General features: G+C 70.3%; 17 protein-coding genes. 16 read left to right on the top strand and 1 reads right to left on the bottom strand.

The window, feature by feature from the left end:
• The first annotated feature begins 33 nt into the window (after positions 1–33).
• From AL346_RS20990 to AL346_RS20980, 3 genes are read left to right on the top strand one after another with little or no spacing between them, the layout of a single operon-like run.
• Positions 34–1506 (top strand): sugar ABC transporter ATP-binding protein, encoded by a 1473-nt coding sequence (locus AL346_RS20990; RefSeq protein ID WP_019400533.1) that lies wholly within the window; start codon positions 34–36, stop codon positions 1504–1506.
• Positions 1503–2444 (top strand): ABC transporter permease, encoded by a 942-nt coding sequence (locus tag AL346_RS20985; protein ID WP_019400532.1) that lies wholly within the window; start codon positions 1503–1505, stop codon positions 2442–2444. Before AL346_RS20990 ends, AL346_RS20985 begins: the two co-directional genes overlap by 4 nt.
• Positions 2444–3412 (top strand): ABC transporter permease, encoded by a 969-nt coding sequence (locus AL346_RS20980; protein WP_019400531.1) that lies wholly within the window; start codon positions 2444–2446, stop codon positions 3410–3412. The genes AL346_RS20985 and AL346_RS20980 overlap by 1 nt, the downstream gene beginning before the upstream one ends.
• A 1-nt stretch (position 3413) precedes the next feature.
• Here AL346_RS20980 and AL346_RS20975 read toward each other — a convergent pair whose 3' ends face one another.
• Entirely contained in the window at positions 3414–4355 is a 942-nt protein-coding gene (locus AL346_RS20975) for a 2-dehydro-3-deoxygalactonokinase (protein ID WP_050996443.1), read from the bottom strand.
• 108 nt (positions 4356–4463) lie between these two features.
• Here AL346_RS20975 and AL346_RS20970 point away from each other — a divergent pair, with 108 nt between their 5' ends.
• From AL346_RS20970 to AL346_RS20910, 13 genes are all read left to right on the top strand, one after another.
• Positions 4464–5393 (top strand): dihydrodipicolinate synthase family protein, encoded by a 930-nt coding sequence (locus AL346_RS20970; RefSeq protein WP_040403489.1) that lies wholly within the window; start codon positions 4464–4466, stop codon positions 5391–5393.
• Complete coding sequence (locus AL346_RS20965; protein WP_019400528.1) at positions 5393–6559, top strand: mandelate racemase/muconate lactonizing enzyme family protein; 1167 nt, start codon at positions 5393–5395, stop codon at positions 6557–6559. The genes AL346_RS20970 and AL346_RS20965 overlap by 1 nt, the downstream gene beginning before the upstream one ends.
• A gap of 51 nt (positions 6560–6610) precedes the next feature.
• Complete coding sequence (locus AL346_RS20960; RefSeq protein ID WP_026014833.1) at positions 6611–7873, top strand: sugar ABC transporter substrate-binding protein; 1263 nt, start codon at positions 6611–6613, stop codon at positions 7871–7873.
• A gap of 78 nt (positions 7874–7951) precedes the next feature.
• Positions 7952–8911: a carbohydrate ABC transporter permease gene (locus AL346_RS20955; RefSeq protein WP_019400526.1), complete on the top strand. Its 960-nt coding sequence runs from the start codon at positions 7952–7954 to the stop codon at positions 8909–8911.
• Between the two features lie 10 nt (positions 8912–8921).
• The gene (locus AL346_RS20950; RefSeq protein WP_019400525.1) at positions 8922–9749 is read left to right on the top strand and encodes a carbohydrate ABC transporter permease; all 828 of its coding nucleotides are present in this window, start codon (positions 8922–8924) and stop codon (positions 9747–9749) included.
• A 16-nt stretch (positions 9750–9765) separates the two neighbouring features.
• On the top strand, positions 9766–10899 hold the full coding sequence (locus tag AL346_RS20945; protein ID WP_019400524.1) for an ABC transporter ATP-binding protein: 1134 nt from the start codon (positions 9766–9768) through the stop codon (positions 10897–10899).
• Positions 10900–10950: 51 nt separating this feature from the next.
• Positions 10951–11934 carry an NAD(P)-dependent oxidoreductase gene (locus AL346_RS20940; protein ID WP_019400523.1) on the top strand — a complete coding sequence of 328 codons (984 nt, stop codon included), beginning with the start codon at positions 10951–10953 and terminating at the stop codon, positions 11932–11934.
• Entirely contained in the window at positions 11871–13622 is a 1752-nt protein-coding gene (locus AL346_RS20935) for an SMP-30/gluconolactonase/LRE family protein (protein ID WP_019400522.1), read from the top strand. The genes AL346_RS20940 and AL346_RS20935 overlap by 64 nt, the downstream gene beginning before the upstream one ends.
• Entirely contained in the window at positions 13619–14359 is a 741-nt protein-coding gene (locus AL346_RS20930) for an SDR family NAD(P)-dependent oxidoreductase (protein WP_019400521.1), read from the top strand. Before AL346_RS20935 ends, AL346_RS20930 begins: the two co-directional genes overlap by 4 nt.
• 73 nt (positions 14360–14432) lie before the next feature.
• Complete coding sequence (locus AL346_RS20925; protein ID WP_026014832.1) at positions 14433–14987, top strand: sigma-70 family RNA polymerase sigma factor; 555 nt, start codon at positions 14433–14435, stop codon at positions 14985–14987.
• On the top strand, positions 14971–15744 hold the full coding sequence (locus AL346_RS20920; protein ID WP_019400519.1) for an anti-sigma factor: 774 nt from the start codon (positions 14971–14973) through the stop codon (positions 15742–15744). Before AL346_RS20925 ends, AL346_RS20920 begins: the two co-directional genes overlap by 17 nt.
• 42 nt (positions 15745–15786) lie before the next feature.
• Complete coding sequence (locus tag AL346_RS20915; RefSeq protein ID WP_019400518.1) at positions 15787–16512, top strand: Bax inhibitor-1/YccA family protein; 726 nt, start codon at positions 15787–15789, stop codon at positions 16510–16512.
• A gap of 29 nt (positions 16513–16541) precedes the next feature.
• On the top strand, positions 16542–17144 hold the full coding sequence (locus AL346_RS20910; RefSeq protein WP_053194113.1) for a DUF2076 domain-containing protein: 603 nt from the start codon (positions 16542–16544) through the stop codon (positions 17142–17144).
• The last annotated feature ends 37 nt before the right edge of the window (positions 17145–17181 follow it).

The raw sequence follows: 17181 nt of genomic DNA, 5'->3' as shown, positions 1-17181 counted from the left end.
GTCTCTCCCGCTTGCATCGAACGGGACAGGTCCATGGACGCTCCGTCCGCCTCCGCCATCGTGCAGCTCGAGGGCGTGCGCAAGAGTTTCGGCGCCGTGCGCGCGCTCGCTGGCGTCGATCTCGACGTGCGCGCCGGCGAGTGCCTCGGCCTCGTCGGCCACAACGGTGCCGGCAAGTCGACGCTGATGCAGGTCCTGGCCGGCACGCTCGCCGCCGATGAGGGCCGGCTGGTGGTCGCGGGCGACGACATCACGGCGAGCGCCGGCGTGGCCGCGGCCCGGGCGCACGGCGTCGTCTGCGTCTTTCAGGAGCTGTCGCTCTGCCCCAACCTGACGATGGCCGAGAACGCCCGCGTCATGCACCGCGCCTTCCGGGGCTTCGGCTGGCGCAAGCGCGCCGGCGCGGCCATGGCGGCCATGCTCGACGACATCTTCCCGCGCCACGGCATCGACCCGGCGGACGTGGTGGCGGACCTTTCCATCGCCCGTCGCCAGATGGTGGAGATCGCCCGCGCCTTCCTCGTCACCGACGAGCCGCTGCGCCTCGTGATCCTCGACGAGCCGACCTCCTCGCTCGACCAGGTGGTGGCCGAGCAGCTCATGGCCTTCGTGCGCCGCTTCGTCGCCCGGGGCGGCAGCGTCATCCTCATCTCGCACCTGCTCGGCGAGATCCTCGCGACCAGCGACCGCGTCGTCGTCATGAAGGACGGACGCGTCGTCGAGACCCGCCCGGCCGAAGTCTTCACGCGCGAGAGCCTCGTCGCCGCCATGGGCTCCGTCGCGGCGCAGGAGGATGCGAAGCGGGCGGCGGCGGCGCAGCCGGCGGGCGAGATCGTGGTCGAGGCGCGTCCCGCGCGGCAGGCGGACGGGCGGAGCCTTCGCGCGCGCCGGGGTGAGATCGTCGGCCTCGCCGGGCTTGCCGGCCACGGCCAGACCGATCTCCTCGTGCGCATCAATGCCGCGGCGCAGGGGCGCGAGCCGCACGCGCGCGTTGCCGGCGCGGTCGCCTTCGTTGCCGGCGACCGCCAGTCGGACGGCGTGTTCCCGCTGTGGAGCATCGCGGAGAACATCACGATCCGGTCCCTCGGTGGCCTGCGCCGGTTCGGGCTCATCGATCCCGCGGCCGAGGTGCGCATGGCCGAGGAATGGCGCCAGCGCATCGCCATCCGCACGCCCGACATGGGCAACGGCATCCTCTCGCTCTCCGGCGGCAACCAGCAGAAGGCGCTGTTCGCGCGGGCGCTCGCCTCCGATGCCGGCATCGTGCTGATGGACGATCCCATGCGCGGTGTCGATGTCGGCACCAAGCAGGAGGTCTACGGCATGATCCGGGCGGAGGCGGCGCGCGGGCGCACCTTCCTCTGGTACACGACGGAGTTCGACGAATTGCGTCACTGCGACCGCGTCTACGTCTTCCGCGCCGGCGTCATCGTCGCCGAGCTCGCCGCCGACGAGATCACCGAGGAGCGGGTGCTGCAGTCCTCCTTCGCCGAGGAGGCGGCATGAACGTTCTGATGCCTTCGCCGCGCCTCGTCAGGGCGGCGCTGCCGGCCCTGTCGCTCGCGGCGCTCCTCGTCGCCATCTGGTTCGTGCAGCCGCGGGCCATCAGCTATTTCGGCTTCAACCTGATGCTGAACCTCGCGATGCCGATCGCCTTCGCGACCATCGCGCAGCTCTGCGTCATCACGGTCAACGACCTCGATCTCTCCATCGGCGCCTTCGTCAGCTTCGTCGCCTGCGTCGGCGCCACCTGGCTCAATGCGACGCCGCTCCTCGGCGTCGCGGTGCTCCTCGGCGCGGTCGTCGTCTATGCGCTCGTCGGCGCGTTGATCCACCTGCGCAACCTGCCGTCGATCGTGGTCACGCTCGGCATGTCCTTCTTCTGGCTGGGCTGCTCGGTGCTGCTCCTGCCTTCGCCGGGCGGCAGCGCGCCGGCCTGGCTCGCGGCGCTCGTGAAGGTCAGGACGCCCCTGGTGCCGTTCGCCATCCTCGTCAGCGCCGCCCTGGCGCTCGTCGTCCATGTCGGCCTCATGCGCTCGGCCTGGGGGGCGATCCTGCGCGGGGCGGGCGGCAATCCGGTGGCGGTGGCGCGGGCCGGCTGGTCGCTGCTGCGCACCAAGGTGACGATGTTCGCGCTCGCCGGCTTCTTCGGCGTCCTCAGCGGCCTGTCGCTCGTCGGCCTCACCACCTCGGCGGACGCCAACATCGCCATCCGCTACACGCTCCTGTCCATCGCCGGCGTCATCCTCGGCGGCGGCGAGTTCGTCGGCGGGCGCGTCTCGCCCGTCGGCGCGGTCCTCGGCGCCATGACGCTGACGCTCGCGGGCTCGCTCCTCTCCTTCTTGCGCATCTCGCCCGACTGGCAGATCGGCGCCCAGGGCGCCATCCTCATCGTCGTCCTCGCTCTGCGCGCCCTCGTCAACCGGCTCGAGCGGAGGCGCTGATGCGGCAAAGCGCCTTCTCCCGCCTCGCCGACTGGTCCGCTGAGCGGCCCTGGCTGTGGTCCTTCGTCGGCGCGGGCCTCATCTTCCTCGCGACGATCGCCTTCACCAGCGGCAAGGGCGGCGGCGACGTGCTGACGGCGGCGCTCACCTTCGCCACCTTCTACGTCATCGTCGGCATCGGCCAGATGTTCGTCATCACGACGGGACCCGGCAATGTCGACCTGTCGATCCCCGCCAATATCGCGCTCGCCGGGGCCGTGGCCATGAAGGTGATGGACGGCAGCAACGCGATGATCGTGCCGGGGCTCGCCGCCGTCGCCGCCGTCGGGCTCGCCATCGGCTGCTTCAATTTCGCGCTGATCCGCATCCTCTCCATCCCGCCCATCATCGCGACGCTGTCGGCGAGCTTCCTCGTGCAGTCGACCGCCATCGCCTATGGCCGCGGCCTGCGCATCAAGCCGCCACCCGTGTTCGCGGAGCTGGCGACCGGGCGCGTTCTCGGCGTGCCGATCCTCGCCATCATCGCCATCCTGGTCGCGGCGGCGATGGCGCTCGTGCTGCGCCGCACGGTCTACGGCCGCTCGGTGCTCGCCATCGGGCAGAATGCGCGGGCGGCGGGGCTCGCCGGCATCCGCGTCGCGCGCGTGCGTTTCGCCACCTATGTCCTCAGCGCCGTCTTCGCGAGCTTCTGCGGGGCGCTGCTCGCCGGCTTCTCGGGCGGGGCCTCGCTCAACATGGGCGAGGAGTTCCTGCTCGCCTCCATTGCGGTCGTCGTCATCGGCGGCACCTCGGTCGCCGGCGGCTTCTCCAACGTGCCGGGCATCTGGGGCGCGTCGCTGTTTCTCTACCTGCTCGTGACCATGCTCAACACCTTCGGCGTCGGGGCCGGCGTCCGCCTCATCCTCACCGGCCTCATCATCATCGCCGTCATCGCCTTGTCGGGCGGGCGCCGGCCGGGCCGCGGCTAGATCACACAAGCGCGGCGATGGCGAGCGCCCCGCGCACGGCGGCGTCCTCGGGCCCCGTGACGACAGCAAGCCCGCTCGCTTCGGCGGCGCGGCAATAGAGGGCGACGAGCTCGTCGTCACCGACGACGGCGACCGTGTCGCCGGCCTTGCACCAGCCGCCGCGCTCGGCCTCGACGAATTCCCAGCCGATGACGAGGCCGGAGAGATAGTCGATCATCGCGCCCGGCGCGATTTTTCCGGCGAGCCATCCGGTGCGGACGGAAAAGAGGCGGGTCAGCAACGCGCCGGCGCTAGGATCGGTGTCGCGCGCAGCGGCAAGGCCGCGTGCGAAGGCCTCCCGGTCGGGGGCGTCGGGCGGTGCCGCGACCTTGGCGAGGAAGGAGTGGCGCGACAGCGTCGAAAAGATCTCGCCGGTCACGAAGGTCTGGAACCGTTCGATGCGCCCGCCGGCGATGCGCGCCCATTTGGCATGGGTGCCCGGCAGGACGACGGTGATGTCCCGCCCGAGGCCGAAGCCGACGAGCTGTGTCTCCTCGCCCCGCATCACATCCGGATAGGGCCGGGCCGCCCGATGGGTGAGCCCGGGCAGGAAAGTGACGGTGTCGCCCCCTTCGAGTTCGAGGCGCCGTGCCGCGGCCGCGAGATCCGCCGGGCTCGCCGGCGTCGGCACGTAGGGCATCTCCAACCAGCCGTTGCGGCTGCCGATCATGCCGGCGGCGACGATGGACAAGGGGCCGCGTCGTTGCCGCCACGGTGTGAGCGTGCGCGCAAGGAGCCCGGAGAAATCGCCGTCCGCCACAGACTGGATGCCCTCCGGCGTGTCGATCTGATCGCTCGCCCGGCCGTCCGGGCCGATCAGCAGGGCGCGGAAATTCGCCGGCCCCCAATCGAGGACGACGTCGGGCACGCCCTTCGGCCCACGTTTCGCTGCGTCAGCGCTCATTCCAGGACCTCCTCCCATCTCTCTCGGTTGACACTGCTTAGCACCCGGACATATGATCCACAATAAGCAACACATGATCCAATATATGGATCAAAAGGGAGTGACGCTGTGCTGAGGGGTATCCTGCCTGTCCTGCCGACGCCGTTCCGGCCTGATGGCGCCATCGACGAAGCGGCCATGCGTCGCCTCGTCGCCTTCGCGCTCGGGAGCGGGGTTGATGGGGTCGTCTTCCCGGGCTTCGCCAGCGAGGTGGAGAGCCTCTCCGGCGAGGAGCGGCGGCGCCTCCTCGCCGTTGTCGTCGATGCGGTTGCAGGGCAGGTCCCGGTCGTCGCGGGGGCGAGCGCAGCTTCGCTCGAAGAGACGATCGCCCATTGCCGGGATGCGCTGGCTGCCGGCGTCGGCAGCGTGATGATCCAGGCGCCGCGGGGCATCGGCGCGGACCGCGAGGCGGTCACCGCCTTCTTTCGCGGCGTCGCCGAGGCGGTGCCGGGCCTCGAGATCGTCCTGCAGAACGCGCCGGCCCCGCGCGGCTCGGATCTCGACCCGCGAACGATCCTCGCGGTCGTGCGGGATGTGCCGGCGGTGCGCTGGGTGAAGGAGGAGACGCTGCCCTCCGGTCCGGCCATCACCGCGATCCTCGCCGAGGCGCCGGCGCATCTGGCTGGTGTCATCGGTGGCGGCGGCGCGCGCTACATCCTCGACGAATATGCCCGCGGCGCCTGCGGCGCCATGCCGGCGCTGGAGCTCGCGGACCTGCACGTGGCGCTCGACCGTGCCTGGCAGGCGGGGGACCGCGCCCGCGCCCGCGCGCTCTACATGCGCAGCCTGCCGCTCCTCGCCCTGCAGGCGCTCTACCGCATGCGCCTGACGAAACACGTGCTGAGGCGGCGCGGCGTCCTCCATAACGCCGAGGTGCGCGCGCCGACGCCGGAGCTCGATCCGTGGAGCACGGCCGATATCGACGGCTGGTTCGACGAGGTTGCGGATCTCCTCACCGTCATGCCGCCGGCGGCAGCCGAAGCCGTGGGAGCACGCTGATGGCCGAGCGCGTCGCGTCCGTCACCGCCCACACCATCACCCTGCCGCGGGAGACGCCCTATCTCGGCGCGCTGCGGCCCGGGGAGGAAGTGAATGCGCGCGGCTACATCGTGCGCAAGGGCAATCGCACGGTCTATCCCACGATCGACCGCAGTGTCGTCCTGCGCATCGAGACGACGGGCGGCGCCGTCGGCTGGGGCGAGACCTACGGCATCGTCGCGCCGGCCACGGTGCTGGCGCTGGTGGAGGACCTGCTCGGCCCCTTCGTCGTCGGGCGCGACCCGCTCGACGCGGCCGTCATCCACGACGACCTCTACGACCTCATGCGCGTGCGCGGCTATACCGGCGGCTTCTATCTCGATGCGCTCGCCGCCATCGACATCGCGCTGTGGGATCTTGCCGGCAAGCTCGCCGGCCTGCCCCTCGTCAAGCTCCTCGGCGGCCAGCGGCGCGAGCGCATCCCGGCCTATGTCTCCGGCCTGCCGGAGCGAACGCGCGCCGCCCGTGCCGATCTCGCCTCCCATTGGCAGGAGAAGGGCTTCTCGTCGTTCAAGTTCGCCGCGCCGGTCGCCGACGACGGCCTCGCGAAGGAAATAGCGACGCTGCGCGAGCGCCTCGGCGCGGATGCGCGCATCGCCTGCGACATGCACTGGGCCCATACGGCGGAGGAGGCGATCCGCCTCATCCGGGCCATGGAGCCGCACGACCTCTGGTTCGCCGAGGCGCCGGTTCATACGGAGGATCTCGCCGGTCTCGCCCGCGTCGCCGCGCAGGTGTCGACGACGATCGCGGCCGGCGAGGAGTGGCGCACGGTCTTTGATCTCGTGCCGCGCGTCGAGCGCCGGGCCTGCGGCATCATCCAGCCGGAGATGGGCCACACCGGCGTGACCGAGTTCATGCGCATCGGCGGCTATGCTGAGGCGCATCACCTCAAGGTTATTCCCCACGCGACCATCGGCATCGGGCTGTTCCTCGCGGCGAGCCTGCACGCGAGCGCGGCGCTCGCCGCCGTCGACTGCCACGAGTTCCAGCATTCCATCTTCGAGCCCAACCGCCGCCTGCTCACCGGCGACATGGACTGCGCGGACGGGTTCTACACCCTGCCGACGGGGCCGGGGCTCGGCGTCGAGCCGTCAAGCGAGGCGCTCGACCTGTTGCGATCATAAGAAACAGACCCAAGGCGACCACGGGAGGAAGCCATGCATCTGACGAAGAGACTGAAAGCCCTGGGCCTCGCCGCGGCGGCCGGCGCCTTTCTGGCGACGGGCGCCATCGCCCCCGCCGCGGCCGACACGACCCTGAAGTTCGTCTCCTGGCAGAAGGACGAGCGCGGCGTCGGCGACTGGTGGGGCGCACTCATCAAGGCCTTCGAGGAGAAGCACCCGGGCGTCAAGATCGAGTGGACGAAGGTCGAGCGCGGCGCCTATTCGGATACGATGACGACGCTGTTCGCCGGCGGCTCGCCGCCGGATATCGTCCATCTCGCCTCCTTCGAGTTCCAGAAATTCGCCGACAACGGCTGGCTGGAGAACCTCGATCCCTGGATCGAGAAGGCGAAGCTCAACCTCGACGGCTGGGCCGGCCAGAAGACCTGCGAATGGCAGGGCGACACCGTCTGCATCATGATGCTCTATTTCGGCTACGTCATGGGCTACAACGAGGAGCTCTTGCAGAAGGAGGGGCTCGCCGTTCCCAGGACCTGGGATGAGTTCATCGCCGCGGCCCGCAAGACCACGAAGGATCTTAACGGCGACGGCATCCTCGACCAGTTCGGCACCGGCCACGAGACCAAGGGCGGCGGCGGGCAGTATCTCTCCGAGATGCTGAACTATGTCCTCGATGCCGGCGGGCGCTGGACCGACGCCAACGGCAAGGTGACCATCGACACGCCGGAGATGGTCGAGGGCCTCACCCGCTGGAAGGCGGTGGTGAAGGATAACCTCACGCCGCGCGACCTCTCGGCGGGCGAGGTGCGCCAGCTCTTCGCCGACGGCAAGATCGCCATGAAGTTCGACGGCCCCTGGCTCTATCCCATCATGCAGAAGGGGGCGGCCAAGGATAAGCTGAAGCTCGCCATGGTGCCCTTCGATCCGCCGGTCGGCGGCTCGTCCAACGTGCTCGGCATGGCGAGCGAGATCTCCGACGACCGCAAGGCGCTCGTGTGGGACTTCATCGCCCTCGCGACCTCGGACGACTTCCAGACGAAATACGCCACCATGGCCGCCTCGACGCCACCGAGCCCGCGGGCCGACGTCTCGGGCGCCAAGGGCGAGACGCCGCATTTCGACCTGCTCGTCGAGGCGGCCCAGGCGGCCGCCAAGGCAGGCGTCGACCGCATCCCGACCGGGCTCGAGATCCAGTACAACGAATTCGCCAAGATGGTCATGGAAGAGGCCCAGCGCATGATCATCCAGGACCTCGACCCCAAGGCCGTCGCCGCGACGATGCAGGCGAAGGCCGAGGCGATCCAGAAACAGTAAAGGCCTCAGCTCGAGCACCGGCCCGCCGGCCTCGCCGGCGGGCTCCCGCACCCCGGGCGCGGTGAGAAGGTTATCGTCATGTCCACGCAGTCCATCCCCGCGCAGCCGCTTGCCGCCCGCGCGCCGGGCCGTCGTCGCCGCTTCGGCCTCGATCTCGCGCGTCCCAGCCGGCGGCACTGGCTCGGCTATCTCCTGCTCGCGCCGGCCGTGCTGCTGATCGCGCTCATCATCGTCTATCCGCTCTTCATCTCGCTCGACCTGTCGTTCCAGAACGTCGGCATCGCCCGGCTCGACCAGCCGCGGCGGCCCTTCACGCTGGCGAATTACGAGCGCCTCTTCACCTCGGCCGAGTTCTGGATGGCCTGCTGGGTGACGTTCAAGCTGCTCGTCATCGTCACCGGCGCCTGTTTCGTGCTCGGGCTCGCCACGGCGCTGCTGGTCAACAACAGGTTCCGCGGCCGCAGCATCGCCCGGCTCTTCGTCGCCCTGCCGTGGGCCGTGCCGGAGGTGATCGCCGTCGTCATCTTCGCCTGGATCTTCGATTCCTCCTTCGGGCTGATGAACTGGCTCTTCATCACGCTCGGGCTGACGAGCCAGACGATCAACTGGTTTTCGGACCCCGACGCCGCCTTCGCCGTGGTGGCGATCACCATGATCTGGAAGGGCTATCCCTTCGTCTCCATCATGGCGCTCGCCGGCCTGCAGTCGATCCCGGAGGATTTCTACAATGCGGCGAAGGTGGACGGGGCCAATGCCTGGCAGCGCTTCACCAACATCACCATCCCGACGCTGATGCCGGTGCTCGGCGTCACCATCGTGCTCGTCATGCTGTGGGTGTTCCGCGACTTCTCCATCATCTACGTGCTGACCGGCGGCGGGCCGCTCAAGGCGACGCAGACGCTGTCGATCATGACCTACGAGCAGGCCTTCGGCTTCTTCAAGATGGGCTACGCCTCGGCGGTCGGCATCGTCACCCTCGTCCTGTGCGTGCTGGCGAGCCTTCTCATGGTCGGCCGGCGCGCCGAGGCCATGTACTGAGGAGGCGGCGATGAAGCTCCGGTCCTCGCGCATCGCGCTCTATCTCGGCGTCGCCGCCACCTGCGCGGTGCTGCTGTTCCCGATCTATTGGCTGTTCGTGACGGCCATCTCGCCGCCGGCGGACCTGCGCTCGCTGCCGCCGCGCTTCTGGCCGGACGTGCCGCAATGGCAGGTCTTCTCGCGGATCGCCGAGGAGCGGCCGATGCTCCTGTGGCTGACCAACTCGACCCTCGCGGCGCTCGGCTCGGTCGCCCTGTCGATGACAGTATCGGTCTTTGCCGGCTACGCGCTGTCGCGCTTCAGGGTGCGGGGCGGCCAGTCCCTCGGCCTCTTCATCCTCACGGCGAAGATGCTGCCGGCGACGCTGCTCGTCATCCCGCTCTTCGGCATCTTCCGCTCCGTCGGGCTCATCGGCAGTCTCTGGTCGGTGGTGCTCGCCCACGCGACGCTGATCGTGCCCTTCACCACCTGGATGCTGAAGGGCTATTTCGACACCATCCCGCGCGAGCTCGAGCAGGCGGCGATGGTCGACGGCTGCTCGCCGCTCGGCGCGCTCTTCCGCGTCATCCTGCCCGTGGCGACGCCGGGCCTCGCGGCCACCGCCCTCTACGGCTTCGTGCTGTCCTGGTCGGACTATGCCTATGCCCGCACCTTCCTGACCAATGCCCAGCAGAGCTGGACGGCCAACCTCGGCATCACGACCATGAAGGGCGAATACGTCACCGACTGGAACGAGATCTCGGCCGCGGCGGTCTTCGTCGCCCTGCCCATCCTCGTCATCTACCTCTTCCTCGAACGCTATCTCGTCGGCGGCCTGACCGCCGGCGCGGAGAAGTAATCCGGAGCAGCGATTTATGGCCGGTATCCGCATCGAGAACGTCCGCAAGTCCTACGGCGCCGTCACGGTGCTCAGGGACTTCAACCTCGACATTGCCGACGGCGAGTTCGTCGTCTTCGTCGGTCCGTCGGGCTGCGGCAAGTCGACCATGCTGAAGATCCTCGCCGGCCTCGAGGAGGCGAGCGGCGGCCGCGTTCTCATCGGCGAGCGGGACGTGACGGACCTCGCGCCCGGCGACCGTGACATCGCCATGGTGTTCCAGAACTACGCGCTCTATCCCCACCTCACCGTCGCCCGCAACATGGGCTTCGGCCTCAAGATGCGCGGCATGGACCGGGGCGAGATCGACCGGCGCGTGAAGGAGGCGGCGAAGATCCTCGCCGTCGACCACCTGCTCGACCGGCGGCCGAAGGAGCTCTCCGGCGGCCAGCGCCAGCGCGTCGCCCTCGGCCGCGCCATCGTGCGCGAGCCGCAGGCCTTCCTCATGGACGAGCCGCTCTCGAACCTCGACGCGAAGCTCAGGGTGCACATGCGCGCCGAGATCAGCGCCCTGCACAAGCGCCTCGGCGTCACCACCATCTACGTCACCCACGACCAGATCGAGGCCATGACGATGGCCGACCGCATCGTCATCATGCGTGACGGGGAGATCCAGCAGATCGCCGATCCCGACACCATGTTCGCCCGGCCCGAAAATCTCTTCGTCGCCGGCTTCATCGGCTCGCCCGGCATGAACTTCCTCCTCGGCAACGTCACCGCCGACGAGCGCGGCGCGCGCGTCAGCCTCTTCGGGCAGGACGTCTGCCTGCCGGTGCCGCTCGCGGCGGTGCCCGGCATCGCCGGCCGGCCCGTCATCCTCGGCCTGCGTCCCGAGCACATCGGGCCGGCGCACGGCCCCGTCTCCTTCGCGGTGAGGCCGCGGCTGGTCGAGAGCCTGGGCAGCGAGAAGTACATCTATGTCGACCTGCCGCACGAGAACCGCGGCGCGCCGGCGGACGCAAAGGGCGCCGACGACGAGCGCCGGGGCGACGCCCTCATCGCGCGGCTCGTCGATGCCGGCGCGGTGGCCACGGGCGAGCCCATCACCTTGTCCTTCGACCCGGCGCGCCTGCACGTCTTCGATGCCGAGACGCACCGGGCCATCCGCTGAGGTTTCGCCATGAGCATCGTCCCATGAGCATCGTCCCATGAGGATCCTCCGATGAGCATCGTCGTCACCGGAAGTGCCGGCCGTGTCGGATCGCGGGTCGCGCGCCGCCTCCTCGACGAAGGCGAGGCGGTCGTCGGCTTCGACCTGCGCCCGGCCGGCATCGATCATCCCCGCTACCGCGAGGTCGTCGGCGCCTTTTCGGACCCGGCCGCCGCACGGCAGGCGGCGGAGGGCGCTAAGGCCGTTCTTCATCTCGGCGCCTTCATGTCGTGGCGGCGCGAGGATGCCGACAAACTCTGGGAGGCGAACGTCACCGGCACGCGCATGGTGGCCGAGGCGGCCGCGGCCGCCGGCTGCCGGCGTTTCGTCTTCGCCTCATCCGGCGAGGTCTATCCCGAGAACGTGCCGGCCTATCAGCCCATCGACGAGGACCATCCGCTCGCGCCCCGCACGCCCTACGGCCTCACCAAGCTCCTCGGCGAGGAGATCGTGCGCTTCCTCGGCCGCACGGGCGCCCTGGAGACGGTGATCCTGCGCTTCTCGCACACGCAGGATGCGGCCGAGCTGCTCGATCCCGACAGCTTCTTCTCCGGTCCGCGCTTCTTCCTTCACCCAAAGATCCGCCAGCAGCAGGCCTTCGGCAACGCGGCGGCGGTCGCGGCGCTCGTGGCGGTGGACGACGGCCGCGAGGCGCTCGTCCTGTCGCGCAACGAGAACGGCCGGCCCTTCGCCATGCACATCACCGACACGCGCGACATGGTGGAGGGGATCCTGCTCGCCTTGCGCCATCCGGCCGCGGCCGGGGAGGTCTTCAACCTCGGGGCGAGCGAGCCGGTTGACTTCGCGCGCGCCCTGCCGCTCATGGCCGAGCGCACGGGCCTGCCCCTGCGCGAGGTCAACCTGCCGGGGCCGGGCGTCCACTACCGGACGGCCAACCGCAAGATCCGGGAACGACTGGGATTTACGCCGACATGGACCATCGAGCGCATGATCGACGAGGCGGTCGCGGCGCGCAGCGCGCGGCAGCGGTCGTAAGGCCGGAGGAGCGGGACGTCCCCACCGGCGCGGCCGCACTCGCCAAGGGGCTCTACCTGCTCGAGGTCATCGGCGAAGCGGAGACGCCGCCGCGGTTCAAGGACCTGCAGGCGGCGACCGGCCTGCCCAAGGGCACGCTGGCGCGCATGCTCAACACCCTCGTCCTCTTCCGCCTCGTGCGGCACGAGGAGAGCGACAGCACCTATCGTCTCGGCCACCGGCTCTTCGAGCTGGCGCACCGGGTGTGGGAATCCTTCGACCTGCGCGGGGCGGCCGCTCCGGTCCTCGACCGCCTGGCCGACGAGATCGCCGAGACCGTGGCCATCGCCACCATCGATGCGGACGAGGTGCTCTACATCGACCAGCGCAGCCGCGGCGGCGCCTTCGGCTTCCGTATCGAGGTCGGCCGCCGGGCGCCGCTCCATTGCACGGCGGGCGGCAAGGCGCTCCTCGCCTTCGCCGCGCCGCACGAGCAGCGGGCGCTCCTCGACCGCATCCGGCTCACCCGGCACACGGCGAATACCATTGCCGATGAGGCGGCGCTGACGGCGGAACTCGCGCTGATCCGCGCCCGCGGCTATGCGATCTCGGTGTCCGAGCATGTCGAGGGCGTCTCGTCCGCCGCCGCGCCCATCTTCGACCATACCGGCAAGGCGATCGCGGTGATGGGCGTCTTCGGCCCGAGCGCGCGCCTTCCCAACGACCGCCTGCACGTGCTCGGCCGCGATCTCATGGCGGCGGCGCGGCAGGTCTCGGGCAATGTTGGCGCCGCGCCGATGAACATCACCTCCCAGCTCGGGCCCGGCCACGGCGCTGATCCCGCCGTCGCGTGCGTCCTGCCATGGGGCGCCCATCTCGCCGAGGGACCGGTGTGGATCGCCGGGCAAGAGCGGCTCTACTGGGTCGACATCCTCGCCCCCTCGGCCAACCGTTTCGACCCGGTGACGGGCGAGAACGAGGAACTGCGCCTGCCGCAGCTCATCAGCGCGCTCCTGCCGCGCCTGGGCGGGGGCCTCGTCGCCCTGACGCAGACGGGCCTCGTCGGGCTCGACTTCGCGACGGGCGCGACGACGCCGCTCGTCGACCCCGAGGCGGACATTCCCGACAACCGCTTCAACGACGGCAAATGCGACCGGCAGGGGCGGCTGTGGGCAGGCAGCATGCGCCTCGACGCGAGCCGCACCTCAGGCTCGCTCTATGTCATCGAGAAGGACCTTTCCTGGCGGCGCGTCTCCTCCGGCTATACCGCCGCCAACGGGCTCGACTGGAGTCCGGACGGGCGTACGCTCTATTTCGTCGATTCCGTGCCCGGCCGGATCTATGCCTTCGATTGCGATCCCGAGACGGGCACGGTCGAGAACCGGCGCGTCTTCGCCGAGGTGCCGCCCGAGGAGGGGAGGCCGGACGGGCTTGCCGTCGACAGCGACGGCTTCGTCTGGTGCGCTTTGTGGGACGGCTGGCGCGTGCGCCGCTATGCGCCCGACGGGCGGATCGACCGCGACGTCGGCCTGCCCGTGCCGCGGCCGACGAGCGTCGCCTTCGGCGGCGCCGACCTGAAGACGCTCTTCATCACCTCCGCGCGCGTGCGCCTGCCCTCGCGCGTGCTCACCGAGGCGCCGTTCTCGGGCGGGCTCTTCGCGCTGCCGGTCGCCGTGCCGGGCCTGCCCACGGCGGCTTTCGCGGGATGAGCGCGCTCTACCCCGATCTTGCCGGCCGCGTCGCGCTCGTCACCGGCGGTGCGGACGGCATCGGCCGGGCGACGGTCATGGCGCTCGCGCGCCAGGGCGCCCGCTGCCTCGTGCTCGACATCGATGCGGACAAGGGCGAGCGGCTCGTGGCCGAGGCGCCGGGCGTCGTCTTCCGCCGGGCGGACCTGCGCGACGTCGCGGCGACGGTTGCCGCGATCCGGGACGGCGAGCAGGCGACCGGCCCCGTCGCGCTCCTCGTCAACAACGCCGGCCATGACGAGCGCCATGCCTTCACCGAGGTGACGCCGGACTATTGGGACGACCGCCTCGCCGTGAACCTGCGCCACTTCATGTTCGTCACCCAGGCGGTGGCACCGGGCCTGCGCGCCGGCCGCGGCGCGGTCGTCAACCTCGCCTCCACCTCCTGGATGCAGGGCGCGGTCAACCTCATCGCCTATACGACGGCGAAATCGGCGGTCATCGGCTTCACGCGTTCGCTGGCGCGTGAACTCGGGCCGGGCGGCGTGCGCGTCAACGCCGTCACGCCCGGCTGGGTGATGACGGAGCGTCAGCGCGCCGCCGCAACCGCCGAGCGGCTCGCCCGCGCGGCCGAGCGCCAGGCGCTGCCCGGCGAGATCCTGCCCGAGGACGTGGCGGCGATGATCGTCTTCCTCCTGTCGGGCGAGGCACGCATGTGCACGGGCCAGAACTTCATCGTCGACGCCGGCGTGGTGTAGGGGGCGCGGGGCCGCAGAAAAAATTTCGACGTGCGAGGGACGAACTCGGGCGGCGGCTCCGTATATGGAGCTGATGACGTCGCAACGGTCCCGCTTCGACACCCTCGGACAGCTCACGGCGCTGCGCCGCTATGCGCGGTCGCTGACGCGCGACGACGTCGCCGCCGAGGACCTCGTGCACGACACCTTGCTGCGCGCCTATGAGCGGCGTGGCAGCTTCGAGCCCGGCCGCGGCCTGCGCGCATGGTTGTTCTCCATCCTCCACAACCTCTTCGTGGACGGGCAGCGGGCCCGGCGGGCGGACGAGCGCCGCAAGGCGCTCGTGGCCGATCTCCATCCCGCGCACCAGCCGGCGGTCCAGGACCAGCAGCTGCGCCTCGCCCAGCTGCGCCGCGCCTTCATGGACCTGCCCGAGGAGCAGCGCGCGGCGCTCCATCTCGTCGCCATCGAGGGCATGAGCTTCGCCGAGGCGGCGAAGGCCCTCGGCATCCCCTCCGGCACGCTGATGTCGCGCCTCGCCCGGGCGCGCGCGGCGCTCAGGGCACTCGAGGAGGGCGAGGCCGGCACCCGCGTCGGCAAGGCGCCTGTGCTCAAACTCGTAGGAGGATCCGATGGACCGTCCCATTGATCCGATCACCGAGGCCGATCTCGAGGCCTATGTCGAGGACCAGCTGCCCGTGGCGCGCCGGATCGAGGTGGAGGCCCACCTGTGCCGGCATCCGGACGAGGCCGTGCGGGTGATCACCGACCTCAAGATCCGTGACGAATTGCGGCTGGCGCTCGCCGGCCCGCCCTACGTCGGACGCAGCGAGACGGCCGAGGCGGCCCTGCGGCTGGAGCGGGGGCTGTCGCGCGACCGTTTCCTGCGCCAGCTGCGCAAGGTGGCGGCCGTCGCCGTCCTCGTCGCGGCCGGCTGGCTCGCCCATGCCGAGTTCGGCGCCCTGCGCGTCGGCGAGGTCGTCGCCTCGGCGATCCCGCCGGCCTATGTGGTCGATGCCATGCAGGCGCACCGCACGGCCGAGGTGCGCGCCGGCATGGCCTCCCAGCCGGCGGCGCCGCGCTACGACCCCGCCGAGATCCGCTCGGCGACGGCGATCGGCCTGCCGCCCCTGCCCGAGGGCTGGTCCGTCGCCGACGTGCAGATCTTCCCCTCCACCTTCGGGCCGAGCGTCGAGATGGCGATCCGCACCGAGGCGCTCGGAACGGTGTCGCTGTTCGCCGTGCGGCCGGGCGCCTTCGACGTCGTGCCGGCGTCGGTCGCTCACCACGGCGATCTCGCCGCCGCCTACTGGCAGATGGGCGAGGTCGCCTATGCGCTGGTGGCGCGCGCCGATTCCAAGGACCTCGACCGGGCTGCCGGCCGGTTGGTCCGGGCCCTCTACTGAGTTCAAACCCAGGCTATTGATCCACCCCAGGAGAACGAAGCGATGAACATGCCGAACTATGGCTACGGCTGGCAGGCGGGCGGTGCCCGCGTCGACCGGGCACTCTTCGACGAGGGCCTGCGCCAGCACATGCTGCGCGTCTACAACTACATGGCCCTCGGCCTCGTGCTGACGGGCGTCGTCGCCTTCATCGTCGGCACGACGCCGGCGCTCTACGTGCCGATCTTCTCGACGCCGCTCAAGTGGGTGGTGATGCTGGCGCCGCTCGCCTTCGTGCTGTTCTTCTCCTTCCGCATCCAGACGATGTCGGCGGCCGGTGCGCAGGGCCTGTTCTGGGCCTTCTGCGGCGTCATGGGCCTGTCGCTCGCCTCGATCTTCCTCGTCTTCACCGGCACGAGCATCGCCCGCACCTTCTTCATCGCCGCCGCGATGTTCGGCGCGACGAGCCTCTACGGCTACACGACGCGGCGGGACCTGTCGCAGTTCGGCTCGTTCCTGATCATGGGCCTCATCGGCGTGATCATCGCGAGCATCGTCAACCTGTTCCTCGGATCGAGCGCGCTGCAGTTCGCCATCTCGGTCATCGGCATCCTCGTCTTCGTCGGCCTGACCGCGTGGGACACGCAGGCGATCAAGGAGCGCTACGCCGAGAATTTCGATGCGGAATCGCAGCAGAAGCTGGCGGTCTTCGGCGCCTTCTCGCTCTATCTCAATTTCGTCAACATCTTCCAGCTGCTGTTGAACTTCACCGGCGAGCGGGAAGGCTGATTTCGTTCGACCAACGGAGCTTCGTGACAATGGACAATCAGGACCGGCAGGCCATCGAGGGTTTGTTCGCCCGCCTCGGCGAGGTCGAGCGCCAGGCGGGCCCGCGGGATCAGGCGGCCGAGGGCTTCATCCGCGAGCGCATGGCGCAGCAGCCGGGTGCGCCCTATTTCATGGCCCAGACCATCGTGATGCAGGACTACGCCCTGCAGGAGGCGCAGCGGCGCATCGAGGAGCTGGAGCGCCAGGCGTCGCGCCCGGCCGGCGGCCTCTTGTCGGGCCTCTTCGGCGGCGGGCAGACGAGCCGCGCCGGTTCCGTCCCGGCGATGCCGCGCAGCGTCGCCGGGCCCGGTAGCGCGGCGCCGACAGCGGTGCCGCCGGCCGGGATGCAGCCCGGCCGCGGCGGCGGCTTCCTCGCCGGCGCGGCGCAGACCGCCATGGGCGTCGCCGGTGGCGTGCTGCTCGGCAATGCCATCGCCGGCATGTTCGGCGGCAACGAGGCCCAGGCCTCCGAAGCCCAGGCTTCCGAAGGCCAGGCCGCCGAGGCTGCTGCTCCCGAGGCGGAGCCCGAGCCCGCGGCCGATGAGGGTGGTGGCTTCTTCGACGGCTTCTTCGGGGGCGACGACGAGATCTGAGCGGGTCCGCAGGGACCTGTGGCGAGGAACGAGGGGC

Origin of the sequence: Chelatococcus sp. CO-6 (genome assembly GCF_001271345.1) — a bacterium.
GTDB classification, from domain to species: Bacteria; Pseudomonadota; Alphaproteobacteria; order Rhizobiales; family Beijerinckiaceae; genus Chelatococcus_A; species Chelatococcus_A caeni.
Note: the sequence above shows the minus strand (reverse complement) of the source record. Positions and strands in the feature narration are given on the sequence as shown.

Coding starts and splice junctions, on each gene's coding strand:
- AL346_RS20990 (WP_019400533.1), top strand. CDS start 34: ATGGACGCTCCGTCCGCCTCCGCCATCGTGCAGCTCGAGGGCGTGCGC.
- AL346_RS20985 (WP_019400532.1), top strand. CDS start 1,503: ATGAACGTTCTGATGCCTTCGCCGCGCCTCGTCAGGGCGGCGCTGCCG.
- AL346_RS20980 (WP_019400531.1), top strand. CDS start 2,444: ATGCGGCAAAGCGCCTTCTCCCGCCTCGCCGACTGGTCCGCTGAGCGG.
- AL346_RS20975 (WP_050996443.1), bottom strand. CDS start 4,355: ATGAGCGCTGACGCAGCGAAACGTGGGCCGAAGGGCGTGCCCGACGTC.
- AL346_RS20965 (WP_019400528.1), top strand. CDS start 5,393: ATGGCCGAGCGCGTCGCGTCCGTCACCGCCCACACCATCACCCTGCCG.
- AL346_RS20955 (WP_019400526.1), top strand. CDS start 7,952: ATGTCCACGCAGTCCATCCCCGCGCAGCCGCTTGCCGCCCGCGCGCCG.
- AL346_RS20950 (WP_019400525.1), top strand. CDS start 8,922: ATGAAGCTCCGGTCCTCGCGCATCGCGCTCTATCTCGGCGTCGCCGCC.
- AL346_RS20945 (WP_019400524.1), top strand. CDS start 9,766: ATGGCCGGTATCCGCATCGAGAACGTCCGCAAGTCCTACGGCGCCGTC.
- AL346_RS20940 (WP_019400523.1), top strand. CDS start 10,951: ATGAGCATCGTCGTCACCGGAAGTGCCGGCCGTGTCGGATCGCGGGTC.
- AL346_RS20935 (WP_019400522.1), top strand. CDS start 11,871: ATGGACCATCGAGCGCATGATCGACGAGGCGGTCGCGGCGCGCAGCGC.
- AL346_RS20930 (WP_019400521.1), top strand. CDS start 13,619: ATGAGCGCGCTCTACCCCGATCTTGCCGGCCGCGTCGCGCTCGTCACC.
- AL346_RS20925 (WP_026014832.1), top strand. CDS start 14,433: ATGACGTCGCAACGGTCCCGCTTCGACACCCTCGGACAGCTCACGGCG.
- AL346_RS20920 (WP_019400519.1), top strand. CDS start 14,971: ATGGACCGTCCCATTGATCCGATCACCGAGGCCGATCTCGAGGCCTAT.
- AL346_RS20915 (WP_019400518.1), top strand. CDS start 15,787: ATGAACATGCCGAACTATGGCTACGGCTGGCAGGCGGGCGGTGCCCGC.
- AL346_RS20910 (WP_053194113.1), top strand. CDS start 16,542: ATGGACAATCAGGACCGGCAGGCCATCGAGGGTTTGTTCGCCCGCCTC.